The 20668-nt window shown below is 68.3% G+C and carries 23 protein-coding genes; 12 read left to right on the top strand and 11 right to left on the bottom strand.

The genetic code is table 11. The features are described 5' to 3' along the window. Positions 1-37: 37 nt before the first annotated feature. Positions 38-637: a DNA-3-methyladenine glycosylase I gene (locus EYR15_RS00530; RefSeq protein WP_165455382.1), complete on the bottom strand. Its 600-nt coding sequence runs from the start codon at positions 635-637 to the stop codon at positions 38-40. After that, positions 634-1494, bottom strand: a complete 861-nt coding sequence (ygfZ, locus tag EYR15_RS00525; protein WP_131000945.1) for a CAF17-like 4Fe-4S cluster assembly/insertion protein YgfZ — start codon at positions 1492-1494, stop codon at positions 634-636. The genes EYR15_RS00530 and ygfZ overlap by 4 nt, the downstream gene beginning before the upstream one ends. A gap of 88 nt (positions 1495-1582) precedes the next feature. On the opposite strand from ygfZ, the gene EYR15_RS00520 reads away from it, so the two are divergent. Together EYR15_RS00520 and EYR15_RS00515 are read left to right on the top strand one after the other, a co-directional pair. Further along, on the top strand, positions 1583-2914 hold the full coding sequence (locus EYR15_RS00520; RefSeq protein ID WP_131000944.1) for a dihydroorotase: 1332 nt from the start codon (positions 1583-1585) through the stop codon (positions 2912-2914). A 62-nt stretch (positions 2915-2976) separates the two neighbouring features. Further along, complete coding sequence (locus EYR15_RS00515; protein WP_165455381.1) at positions 2977-3612, top strand: LysE family translocator; 636 nt, start codon at positions 2977-2979, stop codon at positions 3610-3612. A 16-nt stretch (positions 3613-3628) separates the two neighbouring features. Here the strand turns inward: EYR15_RS00515 and EYR15_RS00510 are convergent, their stop codons facing one another. The 3 genes from EYR15_RS00510 to EYR15_RS00500 form a co-directional block, all read right to left on the bottom strand. Next, on the bottom strand, positions 3629-3880 hold the full coding sequence (locus tag EYR15_RS00510) for a hypothetical protein (RefSeq protein ID WP_131000942.1): 252 nt from the start codon (positions 3878-3880) through the stop codon (positions 3629-3631). A gap of 106 nt (positions 3881-3986) precedes the next feature. Beyond that, the gene (locus tag EYR15_RS00505) at positions 3987-4424 is read right to left on the bottom strand and encodes a TIGR02301 family protein (protein WP_131000941.1); all 438 of its coding nucleotides are present in this window, start codon (positions 4422-4424) and stop codon (positions 3987-3989) included. Beyond that, positions 4421-4864 carry an NUDIX hydrolase gene (locus EYR15_RS00500; RefSeq protein ID WP_131000940.1) on the bottom strand — a complete coding sequence of 148 codons (444 nt, stop codon included), beginning with the start codon at positions 4862-4864 and terminating at the stop codon, positions 4421-4423. The genes EYR15_RS00505 and EYR15_RS00500 overlap by 4 nt, the downstream gene beginning before the upstream one ends. Before the next feature lie 96 nt (positions 4865-4960). Between EYR15_RS00500 and EYR15_RS00495 the strand changes: the two genes are divergently transcribed. Continuing rightward, positions 4961-5668: an SOS response-associated peptidase gene (locus tag EYR15_RS00495; RefSeq protein ID WP_131000939.1), complete on the top strand. Its 708-nt coding sequence runs from the start codon at positions 4961-4963 to the stop codon at positions 5666-5668. Between the two features lie 4 nt (positions 5669-5672). On the opposite strand, the gene EYR15_RS00490 is transcribed toward EYR15_RS00495, so the two are convergent. The 3 genes from EYR15_RS00490 to EYR15_RS00480 all read right to left on the bottom strand — a co-directional run bounded on the left by EYR15_RS00490 (position 5673) and on the right by EYR15_RS00480 (position 8583). After that, complete coding sequence (locus EYR15_RS00490) at positions 5673-5945, bottom strand: hypothetical protein (protein WP_131000938.1); 273 nt, start codon at positions 5943-5945, stop codon at positions 5673-5675. 42 nt (positions 5946-5987) lie between these two features. Further along, positions 5988-7391 carry an FAD-binding oxidoreductase gene (locus tag EYR15_RS00485; RefSeq protein ID WP_131000937.1) on the bottom strand — a complete coding sequence of 468 codons (1404 nt, stop codon included), beginning with the start codon at positions 7389-7391 and terminating at the stop codon, positions 5988-5990. A 199-nt stretch (positions 7392-7590) separates the two neighbouring features. After that, a complete protein-coding gene (locus EYR15_RS00480; protein WP_131000936.1) occupies positions 7591-8583 on the bottom strand; it encodes an L-threonylcarbamoyladenylate synthase in 993 nt (330 codons plus the stop codon). Between the two features lie 55 nt (positions 8584-8638). On the opposite strand from EYR15_RS00480, the gene EYR15_RS00475 reads away from it, so the two are divergent. The 5 genes from EYR15_RS00475 to EYR15_RS00455 all read left to right on the top strand — a co-directional run bounded on the left by EYR15_RS00475 (position 8639) and on the right by EYR15_RS00455 (position 15124). Beyond that, positions 8639-10405: an acyl-CoA dehydrogenase family protein gene (locus EYR15_RS00475; RefSeq protein WP_131000935.1), complete on the top strand. Its 1767-nt coding sequence runs from the start codon at positions 8639-8641 to the stop codon at positions 10403-10405. A 69-nt stretch (positions 10406-10474) separates the two neighbouring features. After that, positions 10475-11401 (top strand): histone deacetylase family protein, encoded by a 927-nt coding sequence (locus tag EYR15_RS00470; protein ID WP_131000934.1) that lies wholly within the window; start codon positions 10475-10477, stop codon positions 11399-11401. A gap of 44 nt (positions 11402-11445) precedes the next feature. Further along, the gene (locus tag EYR15_RS00465; protein WP_131000933.1) at positions 11446-11694 is read left to right on the top strand and encodes an exodeoxyribonuclease VII small subunit; all 249 of its coding nucleotides are present in this window, start codon (positions 11446-11448) and stop codon (positions 11692-11694) included. A gap of 6 nt (positions 11695-11700) precedes the next feature. Further along, positions 11701-12672: a magnesium transporter CorA family protein gene (locus EYR15_RS00460; protein ID WP_131000932.1), complete on the top strand. Its 972-nt coding sequence runs from the start codon at positions 11701-11703 to the stop codon at positions 12670-12672. A 130-nt stretch (positions 12673-12802) separates the two neighbouring features. After that, positions 12803-15124, top strand: coding sequence for a putative bifunctional diguanylate cyclase/phosphodiesterase (locus tag EYR15_RS00455; RefSeq protein WP_245498074.1), 2322 nt, complete (start codon positions 12803-12805; stop codon positions 15122-15124). 59 nt (positions 15125-15183) lie between these two features. On the opposite strand, the gene EYR15_RS00450 is transcribed toward EYR15_RS00455, so the two are convergent. The 3 genes from EYR15_RS00450 to pdxH form a co-directional block, all read right to left on the bottom strand. Further along, positions 15184-15696, bottom strand: coding sequence for a DUF3455 domain-containing protein (locus EYR15_RS00450; protein ID WP_165455380.1), 513 nt, complete (start codon positions 15694-15696; stop codon positions 15184-15186). A 152-nt stretch (positions 15697-15848) separates the two neighbouring features. After that, positions 15849-16643: an SDR family NAD(P)-dependent oxidoreductase gene (locus EYR15_RS00445; protein ID WP_245498131.1), complete on the bottom strand. Its 795-nt coding sequence runs from the start codon at positions 16641-16643 to the stop codon at positions 15849-15851. 124 nt (positions 16644-16767) lie between these two features. Next, positions 16768-17367 carry a pyridoxamine 5'-phosphate oxidase gene (gene pdxH, locus EYR15_RS00440; protein ID WP_131000930.1) on the bottom strand — a complete coding sequence of 200 codons (600 nt, stop codon included), beginning with the start codon at positions 17365-17367 and terminating at the stop codon, positions 16768-16770. Between the two features lie 51 nt (positions 17368-17418). Between pdxH and EYR15_RS00435 the strand changes: the two genes are divergently transcribed. From EYR15_RS00435 to EYR15_RS00420, 4 genes are all read left to right on the top strand, one after another. Then, positions 17419-18021: an RT0821/Lpp0805 family surface protein gene (locus EYR15_RS00435; protein ID WP_131000929.1), complete on the top strand. Its 603-nt coding sequence runs from the start codon at positions 17419-17421 to the stop codon at positions 18019-18021. Positions 18022-18133: 112 nt separating this feature from the next. Further along, entirely contained in the window at positions 18134-19084 is a 951-nt protein-coding gene (locus EYR15_RS00430; RefSeq protein ID WP_131001555.1) for a DnaJ C-terminal domain-containing protein, read from the top strand. 133 nt (positions 19085-19217) lie between these two features. Then, positions 19218-20033, top strand: a complete 816-nt coding sequence (gene fabI, locus EYR15_RS00425) for an enoyl-ACP reductase FabI (RefSeq protein WP_131000928.1) — start codon at positions 19218-19220, stop codon at positions 20031-20033. Continuing rightward, on the top strand, positions 20030-20635 hold the full coding sequence (locus tag EYR15_RS00420) for a histidine phosphatase family protein (RefSeq protein WP_245498130.1): 606 nt from the start codon (positions 20030-20032) through the stop codon (positions 20633-20635). Before fabI ends, EYR15_RS00420 begins: the two co-directional genes overlap by 4 nt. The last annotated feature ends 33 nt before the right edge of the window (positions 20636-20668 follow it).

Genomic DNA, 20668 nt, shown 5'->3' with positions numbered 1-20668 from the left:
AGGACATGGCTAGGAGTCGGCTCGAGCGGGCCGGCTCCTAGCGGCTTTCGCCCGCCAGCTCCGCGTGGCGGAAGCAATCGACATGGTGGTCGTTGACCATGCCGACCGCCTCCATGAAGGCGTAGACGATCACGGGGCCGCAGAAGGTGAAGCCGCGCCGCTTCAGGTCCTTCGACAGGGCTTCTGAGACCGGCGTCGCGACGGGTACGTCGACCTTGTCTCGCCACCGGTTCACCAGCGGCTCGCCGCCGACGAAGGCCCAGAGATAGGCGGAGAAGTCTTCGCCTTTTTCCTGCATAGCGAGGTACGCGCGGGCGGATTTCACCGCGCCCTCGATCTTCGCGCGCGAGCGGACGATGCCGGCATCGCCCATCAGCCGCTGGACGTCGGCCTCGCTGAAGGCGGCCACGCGCTCGGGGTGAAAACCCTCGAACGCCTTCCGAAACGCCTCGCGCTTCCTGAGGATGGTGATCCAGGCAAGCCCCGCCTGAAAACCGTCGAGCACCAGTTTCTCGTAGAGAGCGCGCGGGTCGCGCTCGGGCGTTCCCCAGTCCGAGTCGTGATAGGCGACGTAGAGCGGGTCGGTCCCGCACCAGCCGCAGCGGCATTTGCCGTCGGCGTGAGGCGCGATCGTCACGCCGCGTTCGGCTCGCCGGGGAAGGCGAAGCGCGCCCAGGCCGCCTTCGCGGGCGTCAGCATGGTCGCGCCGGCGATCAGCGGCCGCCCCGCGGCGCGCGCTTCCTCGACGCGGTCGAGCCTGAGCAGAGCGAGGCCCCGGCCGTCGGCCGAGGAGCCCATGCGCCCGATCGTCCGGTCGCCAGCGGTCACCGCGAGGCCGATCTCGGGCTGAAGGCCGTCGAGAAGCACAGGCGTCACGCGGGTCCGCGCCGTGCCGCGGTGCTCCATGCGGCTGACGACCTCCTGGCCGACATAGCAGCCCTTGCGGAAGTCGATCCCGTTCAACTGGTCCATGCAGGCCTCATGGGGGAAGGCGTCGCCATAGACGAAGTCCAAGCCGCCATGCGGCACCCCGAGCGCCACGCGATGCGAGCGCCACGCCTCGAGCGAGAGCGGCAGACCTTCGGGAAGCGGCGCGCCTTCCGCGAAATAGGCGCGCACGCCGAGCGCGGAGAGTCTGGGATCGGCGACGAAATCGCCCTCGATCCGCGGCAGCATGCCGTCACCCCACAGTGCGAGGACGCGGACGCCGGGCGCCTCGGCGATCTCGACCTTGGAGCGCAGCCGGTAAAGCGTCAGGCGTCGCGCGAGATCGGAAATGTGCTGCGCCGGGAGATCGAGCCGATAGCCGTCGCCGGTCCGCGAGGCGATCATGTCGACGATGATTTTGCCCTGCGGCGTGAGCAGCGCCGCATAGGCCGCGCGGCCGGGGGCCAGCGTCGAGACGTCCGTCGTCAGCAGATTGTCGAGAAAACGTCCCGCATCCGCCCCTGTCACGACAAGGACGCCGCGTCCTTCGAGGATCGCGCCGCGCATCCGGCTTCTCCGTCCGTGTTGCCTTCGTCCGCGCGCGAAGGTAGCCACCCCATCGTCCCGTCTCAAGACGATCCTTCGGAGAGATGCCATGTCCGAGCGCTTCGACCTGCTGCTGAAGGGCGGAACGGTCGTCAATCAGGACGGCGAGGGGCGGGCGGATGTCGGCGTGCGAGATGGGCGCGTGGCGGAGATCGGCGACCTGTCGTCGGCCAGCGCCAGCGAGACGCTAAACTGCACGGGGCTCCACCTGCTGCCGGGCGTGATCGACACGCAGGTGCATTTCCGCGAGCCGGGCGCGACCCATAAAGAAGACCTGGAGACCGGGTCTCGCGCGGCCGTGCTCGGCGGTGTCACCGCCGTGTTCGAGATGCCGAACACCAATCCGCTGACGGTCACGCCGGAGGCGCTCGCGGATAAGCTTGCCCGCGCCAAAGGCCGCATGCACTGCGATCACGCCTTCTTTGTCGGCGGCACGCACGAGAACGCCAAGGACGTCGCCGAGCTCGAGCGCCTGCCGGGCGCCGCCGGCATCAAGATCTTCATGGGCTCGTCGACCGGTTCGCTGCTGGTGTCGGATGACGCCGGGGTCAGCGAAGTCCTGAAGCGCACGCGCCGCCGCGTGTCGGTGCATTCCGAGGACGAGCCGCGCCTTACCGAGCGCAAGGGCTTGCGCGTGGCGGGCGACCCGTCGAGCCACCCCGTCTGGCGCGACGCCGAGGCCGCGCTGAAATGCACGCGGCGTCTGGTGGCGATCGCGCGTGAATACGGCGCGAAGGTGCATGTGCTGCACATCTCGACGGCCGAGGAGATGCGCTTCCTCGCCGACTACAAGGATGTCGCGACCGTCGAGACGACGCCGCATCATTTGACGATGGGCTCGGACGCCTATGCCCGCCTTGGGACGCGCGCGCAGATGAACCCGCCGGTGCGTGACGACGCGCACCGCGCGGGCATCTGGTGGGGCTTGAAACAGGGCGTCGTCGACGTGCTCGGCTCCGACCACGCGCCGCATACGCCTGAGGAGAAGGACAAGCCTTATCCCGACAGTCCCTCGGGGATGACCGGCGTCCAGACGCTCGTGCCGATCATGCTCGACCATGTCGCCGCGGGCCGGCTCAGCCTCGCGCGATTTGTCGACCTCACGAGCGCTGGTCCCGCCCGCATCTTCGGGATCGCGCGGAAGGGGCGGCTCGCCGTCGGCTATGACGCCGACGTGACGGTCGTCGACCTGAAGCGCCGCGAGACGATCACCGATTCCTGGATCGGCTCGCGGTCGAAATGGACGCCATATGATGGCCTCGGCGTGACAGGATGGCCTGTCGGCACGATAGTGCGCGGGCGCGTCGTGATGCGCGACGGCGAACTCGTCTCTCCCGGCATCGGCGAACCGGTCCGCTTCATCGACACCCTCGCAAACTGAGCCGACAATCCACACCAGCCTCGCAGGCGCGGCGCACCCTCCTTCGAAAGGAACATCTCCGCGTGTTGGACGTGTCGCTCGTCGCCACGGGTATTCTCATCGGGATCGGCGTCAACGCCCCCGTCGGGCCGACCAACGTCATGTGCATTCACCGGGCGATTCGGAACGGACCCACGTCTGCGATGGCGGCTGGCGGCGGCGCCTTCGTCGCGGACGTGCTGTTCGCGGGCCTCGCCGCCTTCGGGGTGACGGCGATCGCGACCTTCGTGGAGGGGCATCTGCCCGTCATCAAGGTAATCGGCGGCGCGGTGATGGTGGCGTTCGGGGTGAAGCTGCTCTACGCGCCGAGTTCGGTCAGCCGGGCGCCGGAGAACGACACCACGCTATCGCTGGTGCGCGCGGCGCTGACGTCGTTTGCGTTGACGGTGACGAACCCGGCCGTGCTGCTCGGCTTCTTCGCGATCTTCGGCGGGCTTGCCGGCATCGGCGAAAATCCCGGCGATTACGGGGCCGCGGCGCTGCTGACGGTCGGCGTCGCGATCGGGAGCGCGGCGTGGTGGGCTGCGCTCTCGATCGGCGCGAGCCGGCTGCGGGAGAAGATCGCGGAAAGCTGGCTCGGCCGCATCAACACGATTTCAGGCAGCGGCCTGACGCTGTTCGGCTTCGCAATCCTGATCGCGGTCGCGCTGGGATTCTAATCTCCGCGCGACGTCTTCAGTGCGGCAGATGCGGCAGCGTATAGCCGCCCTCGCGGATCTTGCCCGGCAGCTTCTCGGCGAAACGCGCGGTCGCCTCCTCGCCGAAGGCCATCACCAGTTCCTTGAGCGCCGCGAACAGCGCCGCGTGCGCCACGCAGTCAGGCGCAATGCCGTCGAGCAGAGCCTCTTCCCAGGCCTCATCGAGATAGGCGAGCGCTGCCCGGCGCTCGTCCATGCCGTTTTCGGCGGCCGAATCATCATGTGTCATGAAGAACCCTACCCAACCCGATCGAGAGCCTATCGGCTTCGCCCCCGCCGCGGGCCGATTCCGTACGAAAAGGTTAACACGGTCGCGAAAAAGCGACCGATCCATCTCACGGGCCGTAACGGACGCGCACGTCCTCTGCGATCCTCCCGGCCTCGCCGAGAAAGCGATCGATCGCGAGTTTCGCCGAGGGGGTGCAGGAGCGATAGCTGCGGGCCCAGGTCCGGAAGCTTGCATTGAATGCGCCGGCGAGCCGGTCGCGGCGGTCCGGGGAAGGGGCCTCCGCCTCGATCAACGCCGCGAGCCGGTCGCGCCAGATGTCGGCGTCGGCCGCGCCGCAGACGGTGCGCAAATGATGCAGCGCGCCCAGCACCTCAGCGAGGCGCATCAGTTGCGGCTCGTAAGGCGGCGGAGCGGGGGGCGCGGCGTCAACGGCGGGCGGGGCGGGCTCCGCAGGCGCGTGCGGCTTGCGATCGCCCTGGGCGATCGCATTCGTCGCGGCGAGCATGATTGCGACGAGAGAGACGGCGATCACACGGCCCGTCATGCGACCATTCCCGCCGCGCGGGTGACGATTTCGGCCAGCCGCTCGGTGGTCTCCAGCGACGAGACCTCCTCGGGCCGGACCCAGGCGACCGCTTCCGCTTCCTCGCTGGCTTGAGCCTCACCGCCGGCCCACCGGCCGGCGTGGACCAGGATCACCACATGGCGCTCGATCCGGCCGAAGGCGTCGGTCCGGAGATACTCCACCGGCTCGACGAACCCCGAGATTTCGGCCGTGACGCCGGTCTCCTCCAGCAGTTCGCGAATCGCAGCGTCGGCGGCGGATTCGCCGATCTCGACAAGGCCGCCCGGCAACGACCAGACCCCGCGCGATGGCGCCCTGCCGCGGCGCGCGAGCAGCACCGCGCCGTCTCGGAAGCAGGCGACGCTGGCCGCGAGCAGCGGGCGCTGGGGATAAGCGCGGTCGTCGGCACGCTCGTTCAAGTCTGGTTCGTCTCCGTTACGCAGGCGCCACGCCCTCTTGATCGCGAACGCGCGCCGGTGCAAGGACCGCGGGGCTTCTTCGCGGGACTATCGCTCATGTGCGGACGTTATGCGCAGACTTCGTCCAGGGCAGCGCTCGCGAGCCTGCTTGGCGCAATCGCGCCGGACGATTTCCAGCCGCGCTTCAACATATCGCCGACGCAGATGGTGCCCGTCGCGTTGATCGAGAACGGCACGCGCCGCATCGGCATGCAGCGTTGGGGCTTGGTGCCCGCGAACGCCGCCGATGAGAAATCCGTCCCGCTGCTGTTCAACGCCCGTGGCGAGACGGTGGCGCAGAAGCCCACGTTTCGGTCCGCGCTTCAGAAGCGCAGGTGCCTTGTGCCTGCCGACGCCTGGTACGAGTGGCGCACGATCGGCCGTTTCAAGCAGCCTTTCATGGTGCGCCGGACGGACCGCGAGCCCTTCATGTTCGCCGGGGTCTGGGAAGCGTGGCGCCGACCCGACGGCTCGACGTTGCGCTCGTTTGCGGTCGTGACGATCGCCGCCAAGGGCGCGCTCGCCGACATCCACGAGCGGATGCCGGCCGTCATGCAGCGCGAGCACTGGGACGCCTGGCTCGACACGCGGGTCGACGGCAGCAGCCTCGTGCTACGCTGCCTCGACGGCGAGCCGGCGGAGTCCTTCGAGACGATCGCGATCGGCGCGCGGGTCAATCAGGCGGGCAATGACGGTCCGGAGGTGCAGGAGCCGGCGTCCGATCAGGAGCCTCCGGCCGAACCGGCGCAGCCGCGGCTGATCTGACGGCTTATTTTCGGACCAGCGGAGCGCGCGCGATGACGCCGGCATGCCCGCAGGTTTCCGGCAGGTCGACGATGTGGGTGCGGGGCAACCAGCGGCAGGCCTCGTAGCCGTTCGGCCCGCGATAGCAGACCTGTTCGGCGAATTCGCTCACAACCGTCTCGGCCGGCGCGCATTCCGCGATGGTGCGGCTCCCCAGAATGCGCTCGGCCGCGTGACTGCCGCCCGCGGCGAGGCAGGAGACGATCAGCGCCGCGATGCGGAAGGCGTTCAGGCTCATGAAGCCGATGGAACGCCTGACGTCGTTAACGCCGCGTTTCGCTCAGATCAGCACGCCGGGATTGAACAGCCCGTTTGGATCGAGCGCGGACTTCACCGCCCGCATCATGTCGAGCTCCACGCTCTGCTTGACCGTCGGCAGCAGCCCCCGCTTCAGGCGCCCGACGCCGTGCTCGGCTGCGATCGAGCCGCCATAGGCCTCGACGATCCCGTGGACGACCTCGTTCATCGCACTCCAGCGCTCGAGATAGGTCGCCTTGTCCACGCCTACGGGCTGGCTGACGTTGAAGTGGATGTTGCCGTCCCCAAGGTGGCCGAAAGCCACGACGCGGGCGCCGGGCTCGAAAGCCTCGACCGCCGACGTCGCCTCCGCGATGAACGCCGCGACGCGTCCCAGCGGCACGGAGACGTCGTGCTTGATCGAGCCGCCTTCCTTGCCCTGAACCTCCGACATGCCCTGCCGGATGCGCCAGAAAGCCTCCGCGTGCTCGCCGGAAACCGCGATCGCCGCGTCCTCGACGATCCCGGTTTCGAAGGCTTCCGCCAGAGCGCTTTCGAGCGTCGCGGCGAGGCCGATCGAGAGCGGCGACGAGAGTTCGACGAGCACGTACCAAGGGTGAGGCTCGGAGAGCGGATCGCGCGTCGCGGCCATGTGCCTGAGCGTGAAGTCGAGACCGATGCGCGGGAGGATTTCACAGCCCGTGAGCGCCGAGCCGGCCTTCGCGCGCAGCAGCCGGAACAGCGCCAGAGCTGCGGCGGGGGAGGGCACGCCGCAGAAGGCGGTCGCGACCTCACGGGGAGCCGGAAAGAGCTTGAGCACGGCGGCGGTGACGATGCCGAGCGTGCCTTCCGAGCCGATGAACAGGTGCTTGAGGTCGTAGCCGGTATTGTCCTTTCGGAGCCGGCGGAGGCCGTTCCAGATGCGTCCGTCGGGCAGCACCGCCTCGACGCCGAGCACGAGGTCGCGGGTGTTGCCATAGGCGAGCACGCCAACGCCGCCGGCGTTGGTCGCGATATTGCCGCCGACGGTGCAGGAGCCCTCCGAGCCTAAGCTGAGCGGGAACAGCCGGTCCGCGGCCTTCGCCGCATCCTGGATCGCAGCGAGCGTGACGCCCGCTTCCGCCACGATCAGGTTCTCGTCCGCATCGACCTCGCGGATACGGTCGAGCCGCTTCGTCGAGAGTAGGATAGCGCCGCCGCCCTGGTCCGGGGTCTGCCCGCCGACGAGCCCGGTATTGCCGCCCTGCGGGACGATCGGAGTGCCGGTCTCGTGCGCGAGCCGCACGATCGCTGCGACTTCTTCGGTGCTGCGCGGGCGGATGACGATCGCCGCGCGGCCTTTGTAGAGTCCGCGAGGCTCGACGAGGTGCGGCGCGGCGTCTTCGGCGTCGAGCATGTCGTTCGGCGCGACGAGCGCGGCGAAGCGGGCGACGAGGTCAAGCGGCATCGGGAGGGTCATGGCGGGGAGAGTATAGCGCGGCCGTGGGCGGGCCGCTTGATGATCCGCCGCCTCGAGCCCCGGACTTGATCCGGGACCCAGAGCCGCTGAGTGGGCAGGAGTCTAGCAGGCGCTACGGGACGTCCGCGCGTCTGGGTCCCTGATCAAGTCCGGGACGCGAGGTCGAGGGTCGGTCGGGCGTCGCGCTCTACCCTCGCGGCGCCGCCGCCCGCTTGAGCCGGTCTCGTATGGCGTCGCCCAATCCTCCGACCGGGATCGGCGCCACCGCGATACGCGCGACGCCTGTCGCATCCAGAGACCGAAGCGTTGTGAACAGGCGCGCCGCGGCTTCCGCGAGATCTCCTGACGCACTGAGCGTATCCCGCACCCCGTCCGTGACATCGTCCGGACCGAAGCCAAGCCATGCCTCTCCGGCTGCCGGCGCCGCGGCGTCCAGCCGAAGCGCGGCCGCGGGAGCGTAATGCGAGGCGAGGCGGCCCGGAGAGGCCGGGGCGTGCTCGTCTTCGGCGGGGAGCGCGAGCGCCCGGCCGAGCGCCGCCTCGATCGCTTCGCGCGGGACCCCGCCCGGCCGAAGCAAAGTCGCCGCGCCGCCGAGACAGGCGACGATCGTGGATTCGAGCCCGACCCGCGTCGCGCCGCCGTCCAACACAGCGTCGATCAGCCCATCGAGGTCGGTAAGCACGTGATCAGCCGTCGTCGGGCTCACTCGCCCTGAGCGATTGGCCGACGGCGCCACGATCGGGCGTCCGGCCGCGCGAAGGATCGCCTCGGCGATGGGATGATCCGGCGCGCGCACCGCGACCGTTTCGAGGCCCGAGCGCGCGAGTTCGCAGACCGGGCAGCCCGAGGCGGCGGGGAGTACGAGGGTCAGCGGCCCCGGCCAGAAAGCGGCGGCGAGCCGTTCCGCGTCGACATCGAAGACGGCGACGGTCCGAGCCTCCACGACTGAAGGAACATGCGCAATCAACGGGTTGAACGAAGGTCTTCCCTTGGCGCCGTAAAGCGAAGCGACCGCGGCAGCGTTGCCCGCATCCGCGCCAAGGCCGTAGACCGTTTCGGTCGGAAACGCGACCAATCCGCCGCGCGCAAGCAGAGCGCCGGCTTCTTCGGCGTCTTCCGGCGTCAGTTCTCGGGTTGTGCGGGCGGTCAATGCGATCTGTCCCTTGGGCGAAGAGCGCATTGACGGTCCGCCGCCCCGTCCGTCAAGCGAAGAGGCGGAAAACGGAGAACGCTCCATGACGTATCGCGCGCCCGTCGCTGAGATGCTGTTCACCCTCGACCATGCGGCGGGGCTCGCTCGCGCGCGCTCTGAGGGTCTCTACGGCGACATCGACACGGAGACAGTTGCGGCCGTGATCGAGCAGGCCGGCGCGTTCGCGACCGACATCATCGCCCCGCTAAACCGCGTCGGAGATCGTGAGGGCGCGCGTTTCTCCGATGGCGCAGTGACCACGGCGCCGGGCTATGCGCAGGCCTATCGCACCTGGTCCGCAGCCGGGTGGAACGCAGTGTCGGCCGAGGAAGCGCATGGTGGGCAGGCGTTGCCGACGGCGGTGTGGGCGCTGACCAGCGAACTCTGGGCGCAAGGCTCGATGGCCTTCGGACTCTGTCCTCTGCTGACGCATGGCGGGATCGAATGTCTCGAGCGCCACGGTTCGGACGAGATCAAACGGATCTATCTGCCGAAGTTGGTCGCCGGCGAGTGGACGGCGACGATGAATCTGACGGAGCCGCAGGCCGGCACCGATCTCGCGCTGCTTCGCACGCGCGCCGAGCGCGCAGACGACGGCTCTTATCGCATCAAGGGCCAGAAAATCTTCATCACCTATGGCGAGCACGACATGGCGGAGAACATCCTCCACCTTGTGCTCGCGCGCTTGCCGAACGCACCGGAGGGTGTGCGCGGGATCTCGCTGTTCCTCGTGCCGAAACGCCTCATTGAAGAGGGCGGCGAGCTGGGCGCGCGCAACGACCTCGTCTGCGCGGGCATCGAGCACAAGCTCGGCATCCACGGCAGCCCGACCTGCACGATGGTCTTCGGCGAAGGAGAGGGCGCCATAGGCTACCTCGTGGGCGAGGAGAACCGCGGGCTCGCCTGCATGTTCACGATGATGAACAACGCCCGCCTCGCCGTAGGCCTGCAGGGCGTCGCCATCGCCGAGCGTGCGACGCAGGCTGCCCTCGCTTACGCGCATGAGCGTCGACAGGGGCGGTCCGGGGGCAGCCTATCGCCGAGCCCCATCGTCGCCCATCCGGACGTGCGACGCATGCTCATGACGATGCGCGCTTTGACGGCGGCGGCCCGCGGGATCTGCTACCGCGCCGCCGTCGAACTCGACCGCGCCAATCGCGCGACGGACGACGTCGAGCGCAAGGCGGCGCACGAACGGGCGAGCCTGCTGATCCCGATCGCGAAGGCGTTCTCGACCGATATCGGCTGCGAGGTCGCGTCGCTTGGGCTGCAGGTCCATGGCGGCATGGGCTATGTCGAAGAGACCGGGGCCGCCCAACACCTGCGCGACGCTCGCATCGCGCCGATCTACGAGGGGACAAACGGGGTGCAGGCGATCGATCTCGCCACCCGCAAGCTTGCGCAGTCTGACGGTGCGTCGGCGGAGGAGGTGCTCGCGTCGATCGAAGAGACAATCTCGCGCCTCCGCGCCACGGGGCCGGCGCTCGGCGACAGCGCCGCCCGCCTCGCCGAGGCGAAGGCGGCGCTTGGGCGGGCGACCGCGTTCATGCGCGAAGCCGCGAACGATCAGGCGGCGATCCTCGCCGGCGCGACGCCTTATCTCCGGCTGTTCGGCCTGACGCTCGGCGGGGCCGCCCTCGCCGAGAACGCGCTCGCCGCGATGGGGAGCAATCAGGACGGCGGAGCCTATGTGGCGCTCGCGCGTTTCCATGCGGAAAACCTTCTCGGAGGAACCGAGGGCCTAGCGCGCGCCGTCATATCCGGCGCGGCGTCTTTGGGAGAGGCGGCGGACGCTGCGCTCGCGCTCTAGATAAGGTTCGTCGCGCACGGTCAGGACTTCTGGTATCCCAGAAAGAAAAGCCGTCCGGGAGGCCGTCCGTTGAGCACGCTCTACATCACCCATCCTTCCTTCGCCCAGCATCTCGTCACGCCCGGTCACCCCGAGCGGCCTGACCGCATGCGCGCGGTCGAACAGGCGCTCGAGGCCGAGACGTTTCAGCCGCTGATGCGCGTCGAGGCGCCGCTCGCGGAAGCCGAGGTCGCGGCGCTCGCGCACCCCCGCGCGTTCGTGGAAGCGTTGGAAGACGCCCGACCCCGCGAGGGCATGGTGATGATCGACGGCGACACGATGATGAGCCCCGGCACCTGGGAGGCGCTGCTGCGCGCGCTCGGCGCCTCGACGCTCGCGGTCGATGAGGTGATGGCGGGCAAGGCGAAGAACGCCTTCTGCGGCATGCGCCCGCCGGGTCACCACGCGGAGGCGACCACCGCGATGGGCTTCTGCTTCTTCAATAACGCCGTCGTCGCCGCGCGTCACGCGCAGAAGACACACGGCGCCCAGAAGGTCGCGATCGTCGATTTCGACGTCCACCACGGCAACGGCACGCAGGCTCTCGTCTGGGACGACCCGACGCTGTTCTACGCCTCGACCCACCAGATGCCGCTGTTTCCCGGCACCGGCGCGCGCTCGGAGACCGGCTGCGGCAACGTCGTCAATGCGCCGATGCGGGCGGGCGACGGCGGCGCGAAGTTCAAGGAGGCGTTCGACGACGCCATCCTTCCGGCGCTCAGGACCTTTTCGCCCGATCTGCTGATCATCTCCGCCGGCTTCGACGCCCACGCCCGCGATCCGCTCGGCGGGCTCTACCTCCAGGCCGCAGACTACGACTGGATGACGCGCGCGCTGATGGAGGTGGCCGACGAGCACTGCGGAAGCCGTATCGTGTCGGTCATGGAGGGCGGCTACGACCTCAAGGGCCTTGCGGAATCGTCCGCCGCTCATGTCCGCGCCTTGATGGGGGCTTGAGCTTCGCGCATGAAGGCGGCCCGGACGCTTCACGAGGATCGCCCATGACGGACGCCGCAGCCGACGTCTCTACGCTCTCCTTCGAGGCGGCGTTGGCCGAGCTAGAGAAGATCGTCGCGCGGCTCGAGCAGGGCCAGGCGCCGCTCGAGGAATCGATCGAGATCTACCGGCGCGGCGAACTGCTCAAGGCGCGCTGCGACGAGTTGCTGAAGCGCGCCGAGGCGCGCGTCGAGACGATCGCGACCGGCTCCGGCGGAGCCGCTGTCGACGTCCGCCCGCTCGACCCGGAGTAGACGACGATGATCATCGTCTATGCGGCGCGCGACGGCGCGCTCGCCCAGGTCGCGCTGACGGATGGACGCGTGCCGAACGACGCCGTCTGGATCGATCTTCTCCAGCCGACGCCTGAGGAGGACAAACTGGTCGAGGCCGCGGTCGGCGCGAGCGTTCCGACGCGGGACGAGATGGTCGAGATCGAGCCTTCGAGCCGTCTCTATATCGAGAGCGGCGCGCGCTATATGACGGCCTCGGTGCTGTGCAATGTCGACACGGCGACGCCGGTGCTCTCCGCGGTGACCTTCATCCTGACGAAGCAGGCGCTCGTCACCGTCCGCTATGACGATCCCAAGCCGTTCCAGATTTATTCGACCCGGGCCTGCAAGGCGCAGGCGGGGGAACGGACCGCGGAGGCCGTGCTGATCGGCCTGTTCGACGCTATCGTGGACCGGGTCGCCGACATCCTCGAGCATGTGGGGGCCGACGTCGACGATCTGTCACGCATCATCTTCCAGCGTACGGGCTCGCAGGCTTATCGCAAGCCCTACCAGGAACTGCTGAAGGCGATCGGCCGCAAGGGCGACCTGAGCTCGAAGTCGCGCGAAAGTCTGGTCACGCTCCAGCGGGTTTTTCTCTATCTCACCGCGGAGATCGAGGGGGCGAAGCCCTCGAAGGACACCAAGTCGCAGATCCGGACGCTGCAGCGGGACGCGTCCTCGCTCACCGAGCACGCGAGCTTCCTGAACGACAAGGTCACCTTCCTGCTTGACGCGATGCTTGGTATGGTCGGCTTGGCGCAGAACGACATCGTAAAGCTGTTTTCGGTCATGGCGGTCGTGTTCCTGCCGCCGACGCTCGTGGCCTCGATCTACGGCATGAACTTCGAGCACATGCCAGAGCTTAAATGGGCTCACGGCTACCCGTTCGCGCTCGGGCTGATGCTGGTGAGCGCGGTTCTGCCGTACCTGTTCTTCAAGTGGCGTCGCTGGCTCTGAACTGCGGCCGAAGCGCGCATTTCATCGTCGATCATTACACATCGTTATCGAACCTCGACGTAGAGAATGAGTTGCCGTCCATTCTCCGGTCACACGCATGCCCCTCCTCGAGGTCTTCGATGAAACTCAGGTGACGAGCGCGACCGCGCTTCTGGCCATGTGCTGCGGCGCGGGGCTCGCTTGGACGCTGGCGCTCGGCCCCGCGGTCAAAGCGCGAATCGTTGGTCCGTTCGGCGCGGTCTGGACCGGCATCCTGGCGCTCTCCTGCGCGGCCGCTCACTGGGCCGTCGCGTTTTCCACCTTTGCGACGGCGGCGCCCTACGCGGTCTACGACGCCACCATGTGCTTCGTCGCCATTCTGGTTTCGCTGGTGATGAACGGCGCCGCGGCGGGCTTCGCGCTGCCCCACCTCAGGCGCAACGAAGTCGGTATGGCAGCGGCGGGCGGCGCGATCATCGGCGCCGCGGCGGCGGTGACTTTCTACATCGGCCTGGCCGCGGTTCGCGTGCCGGGCCGCGCGGTTCTCGACATCGGCGAATTCGCTCTTGCGGGCGGATTAGCGATCGCCGGTTGCGCGGCCGCCATGGCGATCGGGGCGCGTCTAAGCTCGACCATCGGCCGCACGGCGGCGGGCGCCATGGTGGCGTTGTCGCTCGTGATGTTCGCTGTGCTCGTGCATGGGTCGGTGGGGATCGTGACCAACCTGCGCGTTCCGCTGCCAGGCGACGCCCTTGGCGCGGACGTCGTCAGCATGGGGCTGGCGGTCGTCTATCTCGGCGTCCTTGTCGGGCTGATCGTACTTCTGGGCGTGGCCCCCGCGGGAATCCGCGCGGAATGGGAGCGCGACCGCGCCTTCGCCGATCTGACCCGCGAGGGCATCGTGATCTGCGAGGACGGCAAGATCGTCGACGTGAATCTGTCGGCCGGACGGCTCATGGGGCTCGACCGAGTGGCTTTGCGCGGGCGCGCGTTTCGCGACTTCCTGGACGCGCCCGATCCGGACCGCATCCTATCCGCAAGCCTCGCGAAGCCTCAGGAAGTCGGCCTGCGCGCCACCGGCGGCGAGGGCATGTTCGTGGAGATTTCGAGCCGGGACCTCACCAGCGACGGCAAGCGGCGGCGGGTCTTCACGCTTCGCGACCTCAGCGACCATAAGCAGAAGGATCACCAGATCCGCCACCTCGCCTATCACGACCCGCTGACTGGCCTCGCCAACCGCGCCGCCTTCAACGAGGCGCTGGCGAGCTCCATGAAGCGCGGCGGCGAGGTCGCCTTGTTCTGCATCGACCTCGACAAGTTCAAGGAGGTCAACGACGTCTTCGGCCATTCCGCCGGCGACGAGATCCTGAAGACCGCCGCCCGACGCATCATCTCGGCCGGCCCCAACGCCATGGCTTTCCGGCTCGGCGGCGATGAGTTCGTCGTAATCGGCACTGGCGCGGACGCCGGCGACGCCAACAAGCTGGCCGCCTTGTTCGCCGAACGCCTGAACACCGAGACCACAATCGCTGGCCGCACGATGCGCTGCGGCGCAAGCGTCGGCTACGCCGTCTTTCCGCATCACGGCCAGACCGCGGATGCGCTGTTCGCGAACGCCGACGCCGCGCTTTATCGGGCGAAGGCTGACGGGCGCGGTCTTTCCCGCGGATTCGAACCGGAGATGGACCTCGCGCTCCGCGAGCGCCGCGCCCTGCAACAGGACCTCGCCACCGCGCTTTCGCGCAACGAGCTGTTCCTGCACTGGATGCCGCAGGCCGACACCAAGACCGGCGAGATCAACGGGTTCGAGGCGCTCGCCCGCTGGAAACACCCGGTGCGCGGCGTCGTCCCGCCGATCATGTTCATCCCAGTCGCCGAGGAGACGGCCGCGATCGTCCAGATCGGCGAATGGGTGCTGCGCACCGCCTGCCGCGAAGGCATGCGCTGGCCCAAGCCCGGCAAGGTCGCGGTGAATCTCTCACCCGTTCAGTTTCAGCACGGCGACATCGTGCAACTCGTCCACTCGATCCTGCTCGAGACTGGCCTTCCCGCCGAGCGTCTCGAACTGGAGATCACCGAAGGCGTGCTGCTCGACGATCTATCCGGCGCGCTGAACACGCTCCGTCGGCTGAAGGCGCTCGGCGTGCAGATCGCGATGGACGATTTCGGCACCGGCTACTCGTCGCTGTCCTACCTTCAGGCCTTTCCCTTCGACCGGATCAAGATCGACGCCTCGTTCATCCAGACGCTGTCGACGAGCCCGCAGGCTAAGGCGATCGTGCGCGCCGTCGTCGCGCTCGGCGCGAGCCTGGATATGCCGATCACCGCCGAGGGCGTGGAGACGCCCGAGCAGCGCGCGTTCCTGGCCGAGCTGAACTGCGAAGAGATTCAGGGCTATCTCGTCGGGCGGCCGAGCCCGGTCGTTTCGTTCGAGTCGCCCTTCATCAAGCAGCGGATGCGCGCGGCCGGCTGATCGCCGCGTAGTCTGAGGCTGGCCGACCGCGCCAAGGGCCGTCGGGGCAGTTGAAGCGATCAAGGTCGCCTTACGAAGACGTAGTCGGCTTCGTAAGGCGCGTTCGCTTGTGCGCCGACATCCTTGCACGCGCCCTGGAGCACGCCGCCCTCGGTATTGATCCGCAGGACGATGCTGACGCCATCCAGTTCGCCCGTGCCGGCGTGACTTTGAACGCTGACGCGTAACCAAGGGATGTCCTGCGCCGGCCGGGCGCTATCCGCTTTCCCGACCGCCTTGCCCGTGATCCGGCTACCGTCACGGTATTCCCAGCTTGGGCCGGCGAAGTGATGTCCAACCTTCTCCTCGCCGAGAAACAGGTCAGCTTCGGGAGCTTTGAACGTCCACTCGGGCGAGCCGTCTCCGCCAGCCTTGCAGTCATAGATCTGCGAACCCTTCGCGTGCAGGGTTAGCGCAATCTGGTCATCCGGGAACCGAAGAGCCGCGCGCGGATCATCGACTGCGTATGTCTGGGTCGCGACGAGAAACGCCGACACAATGATCGCTGACGTCAGGCGGAAGCGGAAGTTCATGAGCTTGCCAAACCGGATTATGATGCGGCGGCATCGCCGCATGCTGCCATCCCGTCACTTCATTGAGGCGGGATTTGGTCCGGCCATGCAGCGATCATGTCTGGTCGGAAAGCGAAATCCTTCGGCGGCGCAATCCTTCGCCCGACCCGCCGTCACACGTGCTGGCCGCCGTTGATGTGGATCTCGGCGCCGGTCACGTAGGACGAGGATTCCGTGCACAGGAAGTAGATCGTCTTCGCCACCTCGTCCGGAGTGCCGAGGCGGCGGAGCGGGATCTGGGCGACCATCTTGTCGGTGCCGGGCGACAGGATCGCGGTGTCGATCTCGCCGGGCGCGATCGCGTTGACGCGTACGCCGAGCGGTCCGAAGTCCGCCGCCATCTCGCGCGTCAGGGCGTTCAGCGCCGCCTTCGAGGTGGCGTAGGCCGCGCCTGCGAAGGGATGCACCCGGCCGCCGGCGATCGAGGTCACGTTGACGATGGAGCCACGCGCCGCGGTGAGCTCGGGAGCGAGGCCGCGCGCCAGCATGATCGGCGCGAAGAAGTTGACCTGGAACACCGTCTTCCAGTCATCGAGCGCAGTGTCGATCGCGCCCAGTCGTTCGCCGCCCGAGCCCTTGGGCGAGATACCGGCGTTGTTGACTAGCGCTTGCAGCGCGCCGCCCTCCAGCCGGTCGCGGATCTCCGCGATCGCCGCGACGGTGCTGTCGGTATTGGCGAGGTCGACCTGGATGTGGTCCTCCGGTCCTGCACCCCACGGGCATTCCTCGGGGAAGGCGTGGCGCGAGCAGGTGATGACGCGCCAGCCCGCCGCAGAGAAGCGCTTAACCGTCGCATGGCCGATGCCGCGGCTGGCGCCTGTCAGCAGCAGGGTTTTCCGCGGCTCGTTCGAGCCCGCAATGCGAGGACGAGGAGCAAGGGCCGGCGCGGGCCCTCCGGCCTGCGTCATGGCTGGCGACGCTGAGGTCGGCGCCACCGCCTGGCCCGCGCGGGCGCCGGTGAAGGGGCAGGTCGCCGGGGTGTCCGTCGACGTGTCGTCGGGCGTGCTCATCAGTGGTCCGTTCCGAGGGGCATCAGGGATAGAGCCTGGTCCGGCTCCACCCGCCGTCGCCGCCGCGCGTAAAGGTCGCGCGGTCGTGAAGACGATAGGGCATATCGAGCCAGAACTCGACGGAGATGGGGACGATGCGGAAGCCTGACCACCATGTCGGTCGCGGCGGCTCGCGGCCTTCAAATTCGGACTCTCTTGCGGCCACGGCATTCTCGAGTTCCGCGCGCGAAGACAAAGGATGCGACTGGTGCGACGCCCATGCGCCGATGCGGCTCATGCGCGGCCTTGTCGCATAATAAGCATCGGCCTCTTCGGCGCTCACCTGCTCCACCGTCCCGCGGAACCGAACCTGCCTGCGGAGCGATTTCCAGTGGAACACGGCGGCCGCTTTCGGTTGGGAGCTCAGCTCCATGGCCTTAGCGCTGCCGAGATTGGTGTAGAACACGATCCCGCGGGCGTCGTAGCCGTTCATGAGAACCACGCGAACGTCGGGCATGCCGTCCGCATCCACAGTCGCCAGCGCCATCGCGTTGGGGTCGTTCAGCTCCGTCCCGCCGGCTTCCTGGAGCCAGCTCTCGAACACAGGGAACGGGTCGTCCGCTGCGTGGAAGTCACGCGACATTAACTGCTCCTGCCGTTGACTGTCCGGGCGATCAAGGAGTTCCCCGGTTTGATGCGTAGCCTCGATCAGCGCGCCGTCTCAGGCGCTTCATCTACACGAGCCTCGGTCGCCCCGCGAGCGTCCGGCGCCGCGTTTGCGATCGTACTGGGTTGCGCTCTCTCCGGGTGCAGCATCTCGTACCCGCTGACGGGCGGCGACAAGGATGACCTCCGCACCGGCTCGATCCAGCCTGCCGTGACGCCAGCGCCGCGCGACAAGGTGACTTCGCAGCCGCTCGCGCCGCCGCCCGGCGCCGCCGCCCCGGAGGGGGCTGCGGCCACGCCCGCCGCCTATGCGCCGACCGCGCCTCAGCCGGCCGAAGACACGACACTGAACCCGTCCGACTGGGCTTACGCGCGCGGCGCGCTGTCGATCGCGATGAGCGCCGACGCGACCTACGCCTCCGTACCCTGGGCCAACCCCGATTCCGGCGCGTACGGCTCGTTCAGCGCGACCGCGGGCCAGACCACCGAAAATGGCGCGACCTGCCGCGCCTTCTCCGCCACGCACAGCGCCGGCGGCGCCGAAAAACGGCTCGAGGGCAACGCCTGCCGCACGGCTTCGGGGCACTGGGAAGCCGTGTCGATCCATACGGCGCAAAGTCACGCACTCTGAGGCGCGAGGCCCTGTTGCATTGCGGCAACAGACGCCCACATTGAGGGCGAACGACGCGTCGGGCTAGACTGTCCGCCGCAACCACCTCGAATGCATGGATACCGTCTCCGCGATGCGCGACCCCTATGACGTGCTCGGCGTGGCGCGCCAGGCGACCGCGGCCGAGATAAAGAAGGCCTATCGCCGGCTCGCCAAGACCTGGCACCCCGATCAGAAGCCCGACGACCCGACCGCCAAGGAGCGTTTCTCCGAGATCGGCTCGGCATACGATTTGCTGTCCGATGAGACCAAGCGCGGCCAGTTCGACCGCGGCGAGATCGACGCTGAGGGCAAGCCGCGCTTTGCGGGTTTTGGCTCAGGGCAGGGCGGTCCCTGGGGGAACACCGGCGCTGGCGGTCCTTTCCGCCAAAGCGGCGGTTTCGGCGCCGGCGGCCCGTTCGGCGGGGCCAGAGCGGCGGGCGGCGAGGACATCATCGACGAAATCCTCGGCGCGTTCGGCGGCCGCAGGCCGCGGCGCGGCGCGGGCCTTGGCGGCGAGCCGCCGAAGGGCGAGGATCTGCGGGTCGAGGTTTCCGTACCGTTCCGCGACTGGGCGCGCGGCGCGAAGCAGCGCGTGCGCCTGCCGACCGGCAAGGAGCTCGACGTTACGATCCCGGCAGGGATCGAGGACGGCAAGTCGATCCGCCTCCGCGGGCAGGGCCGGCCAAGCGGTTTCGGCGGCGAGAGCGGCGATGCGCTGGTCGTCGTCCGCGTAACGCCGGATCCGGCTTTTCGTGTCGAAGGCCGTGACGTGCGCGTGACCGTGCCCGTGACGATCTATGAGGCGGTGCTCGGTGGAAAGGTCCGCGTGCCGACGCTCGATGGCGCTGTGGAAATGACGGTGCCGGCAGGCTCAGACGGCGGTCGCACGCTCCGGCTACGCGGCAAGGGCGTCGGCGCTACGGGGGAGGCGGGCGATCTGCTGGTCGAGCTCCGCATCGTCCTGCCGAAGGGCGGCGACCCCCGCCTTACCGCGGTAGCGGAGACCATGCGCGACGAAGCGCCTTACGAACCGCGCGGCTGAACCGCGGCGCGCGAGCCACTATGAAACGCGCTGTGAAGGTCGAGCGCTCACGTCCGCTTGAGTGGCGTGAGGGGCTATGCCATAGGCAGTCGCCTTAAGCGCTGCCGCCGAGCGCGCGTTTCGAGGTGTTTTCATGACGGATGTCCGGGGTCTGATGGCTGGAAAGCGCGGGCTCGTGATGGGCGTCGCCAACAACCGGTCGATCGCCTGGGGCATTGCGAAGGCGGCGGCGAACGCGGGCGCGAAGCTCGCCTTCACGTATCAGGGCGATGCGTTGCGCAAGCGCGTCGAACCGCTGGCCGCCGAACTCTCGGCCGAAGTCGTCGGGCATTGCGACGTGACTGATCCGGCGACGATCGACGCCGTGTTCGAGAAGACGGGCGAACTGCTCGGCGGGCTGGACTTCCTGGTCCACGCCGTCGCCTTCTCCGACAAGGACCAGCTCGACGGCCGCTACATCGAGACGACCGCCGACAACTTCCACAAGACGATGTTCATCTCCTGCTACTCGCTAACCGCGGTTGCGCAGCGGGCCGAGAAGCTGATGAACAATGGCGGCTCGATCCTGACGCTGACCTATTACGGCGCCGAGAAGTGGATGCCGCACTACAACGTCATGGGCGTCGCCAAGGCCGCGCTCGAGGCCTCCGTGCGTTACCTCGCCGCCGACCTTGGCCCGAACAACATCCGCGTCAACGCGATCTCCGCCGGCCCGATCAAGACGCTGGCGGCCTCCGGGATCGGCGACTTCCGCTACATCCTGAAGTGGAACGAGCTCAACGCCCCGCTGCGCCGCACCGTGGCGATCGAAGAGGTCGGCGACAGCGCGCTCTATCTGCTCTCCGATCTCGGTCGCGGCGTCACCGGCGAGGTCCACCACGTCGACGCCGGCTATCACATCGTCGGCATGAAGAACCCCGACGCCCCCGACATCTCGGTGGTCGGCTGAGCGGCGCTCACGCGCCGCTTATCCCCCTGATCCTCGTCCGCCACGGCGAGACGGACTGGAACGTCGAAGGCCGCCTGCAGGGCCGTCGGGACGTGCCCCTCAACCCACGCGGCCGTGATCAGGCGCGCGCGGTCGGGCGGTTGCTCGCGGGCGCCGTTCCCGATCTCAGCAAGCGCCCGTTCTTTGTCAGCCCGCTTACGCGCGCCACGGATACCGCCCGGCTGCTGCGGGAGGCCGCAGGGCTTGATCCCGATCTCTTCGTCACCGAGGAGCGCCTCGCCGAACTCGGCTTCGGCGCCTGGGAAGGCTCGACCATGCGCGAGATCCGGGAGAGGGAGCCGGCGGAGGCCCGGCGCCGGGACGCCGCCCGCTGGACCCACCGGCCGCCCGGCGGAGAGAGCTACGAAGATGTCGAAAGCCGCCTCGCGACTTTTTTCGCCGCCCTCGATCGGCCATCGGTGATCGTGGCGCATGGCGGCGTCATCAGGGCGGCGCTGGCGTTGCTCGGCGCCGGAGCCCGCGAGACGTTACCTGGCCTTCACGTAAGGCAGGGGCGAGCTATTCTTTTAAATAGCGAGGGCTGGCGCTGGCTTTCACAGTAACGTGATAGTTGAGCCAAATGTAAAGAAAACGTG

This window comes from Hansschlegelia quercus (assembly GCF_004310425.1).
In the GTDB taxonomy this organism is placed as follows: domain Bacteria; phylum Pseudomonadota; class Alphaproteobacteria; order Rhizobiales; family Methylopilaceae; genus Methylopila; species Methylopila quercus.
This window is presented reverse-complemented; position numbering and strand designations above follow the sequence as displayed.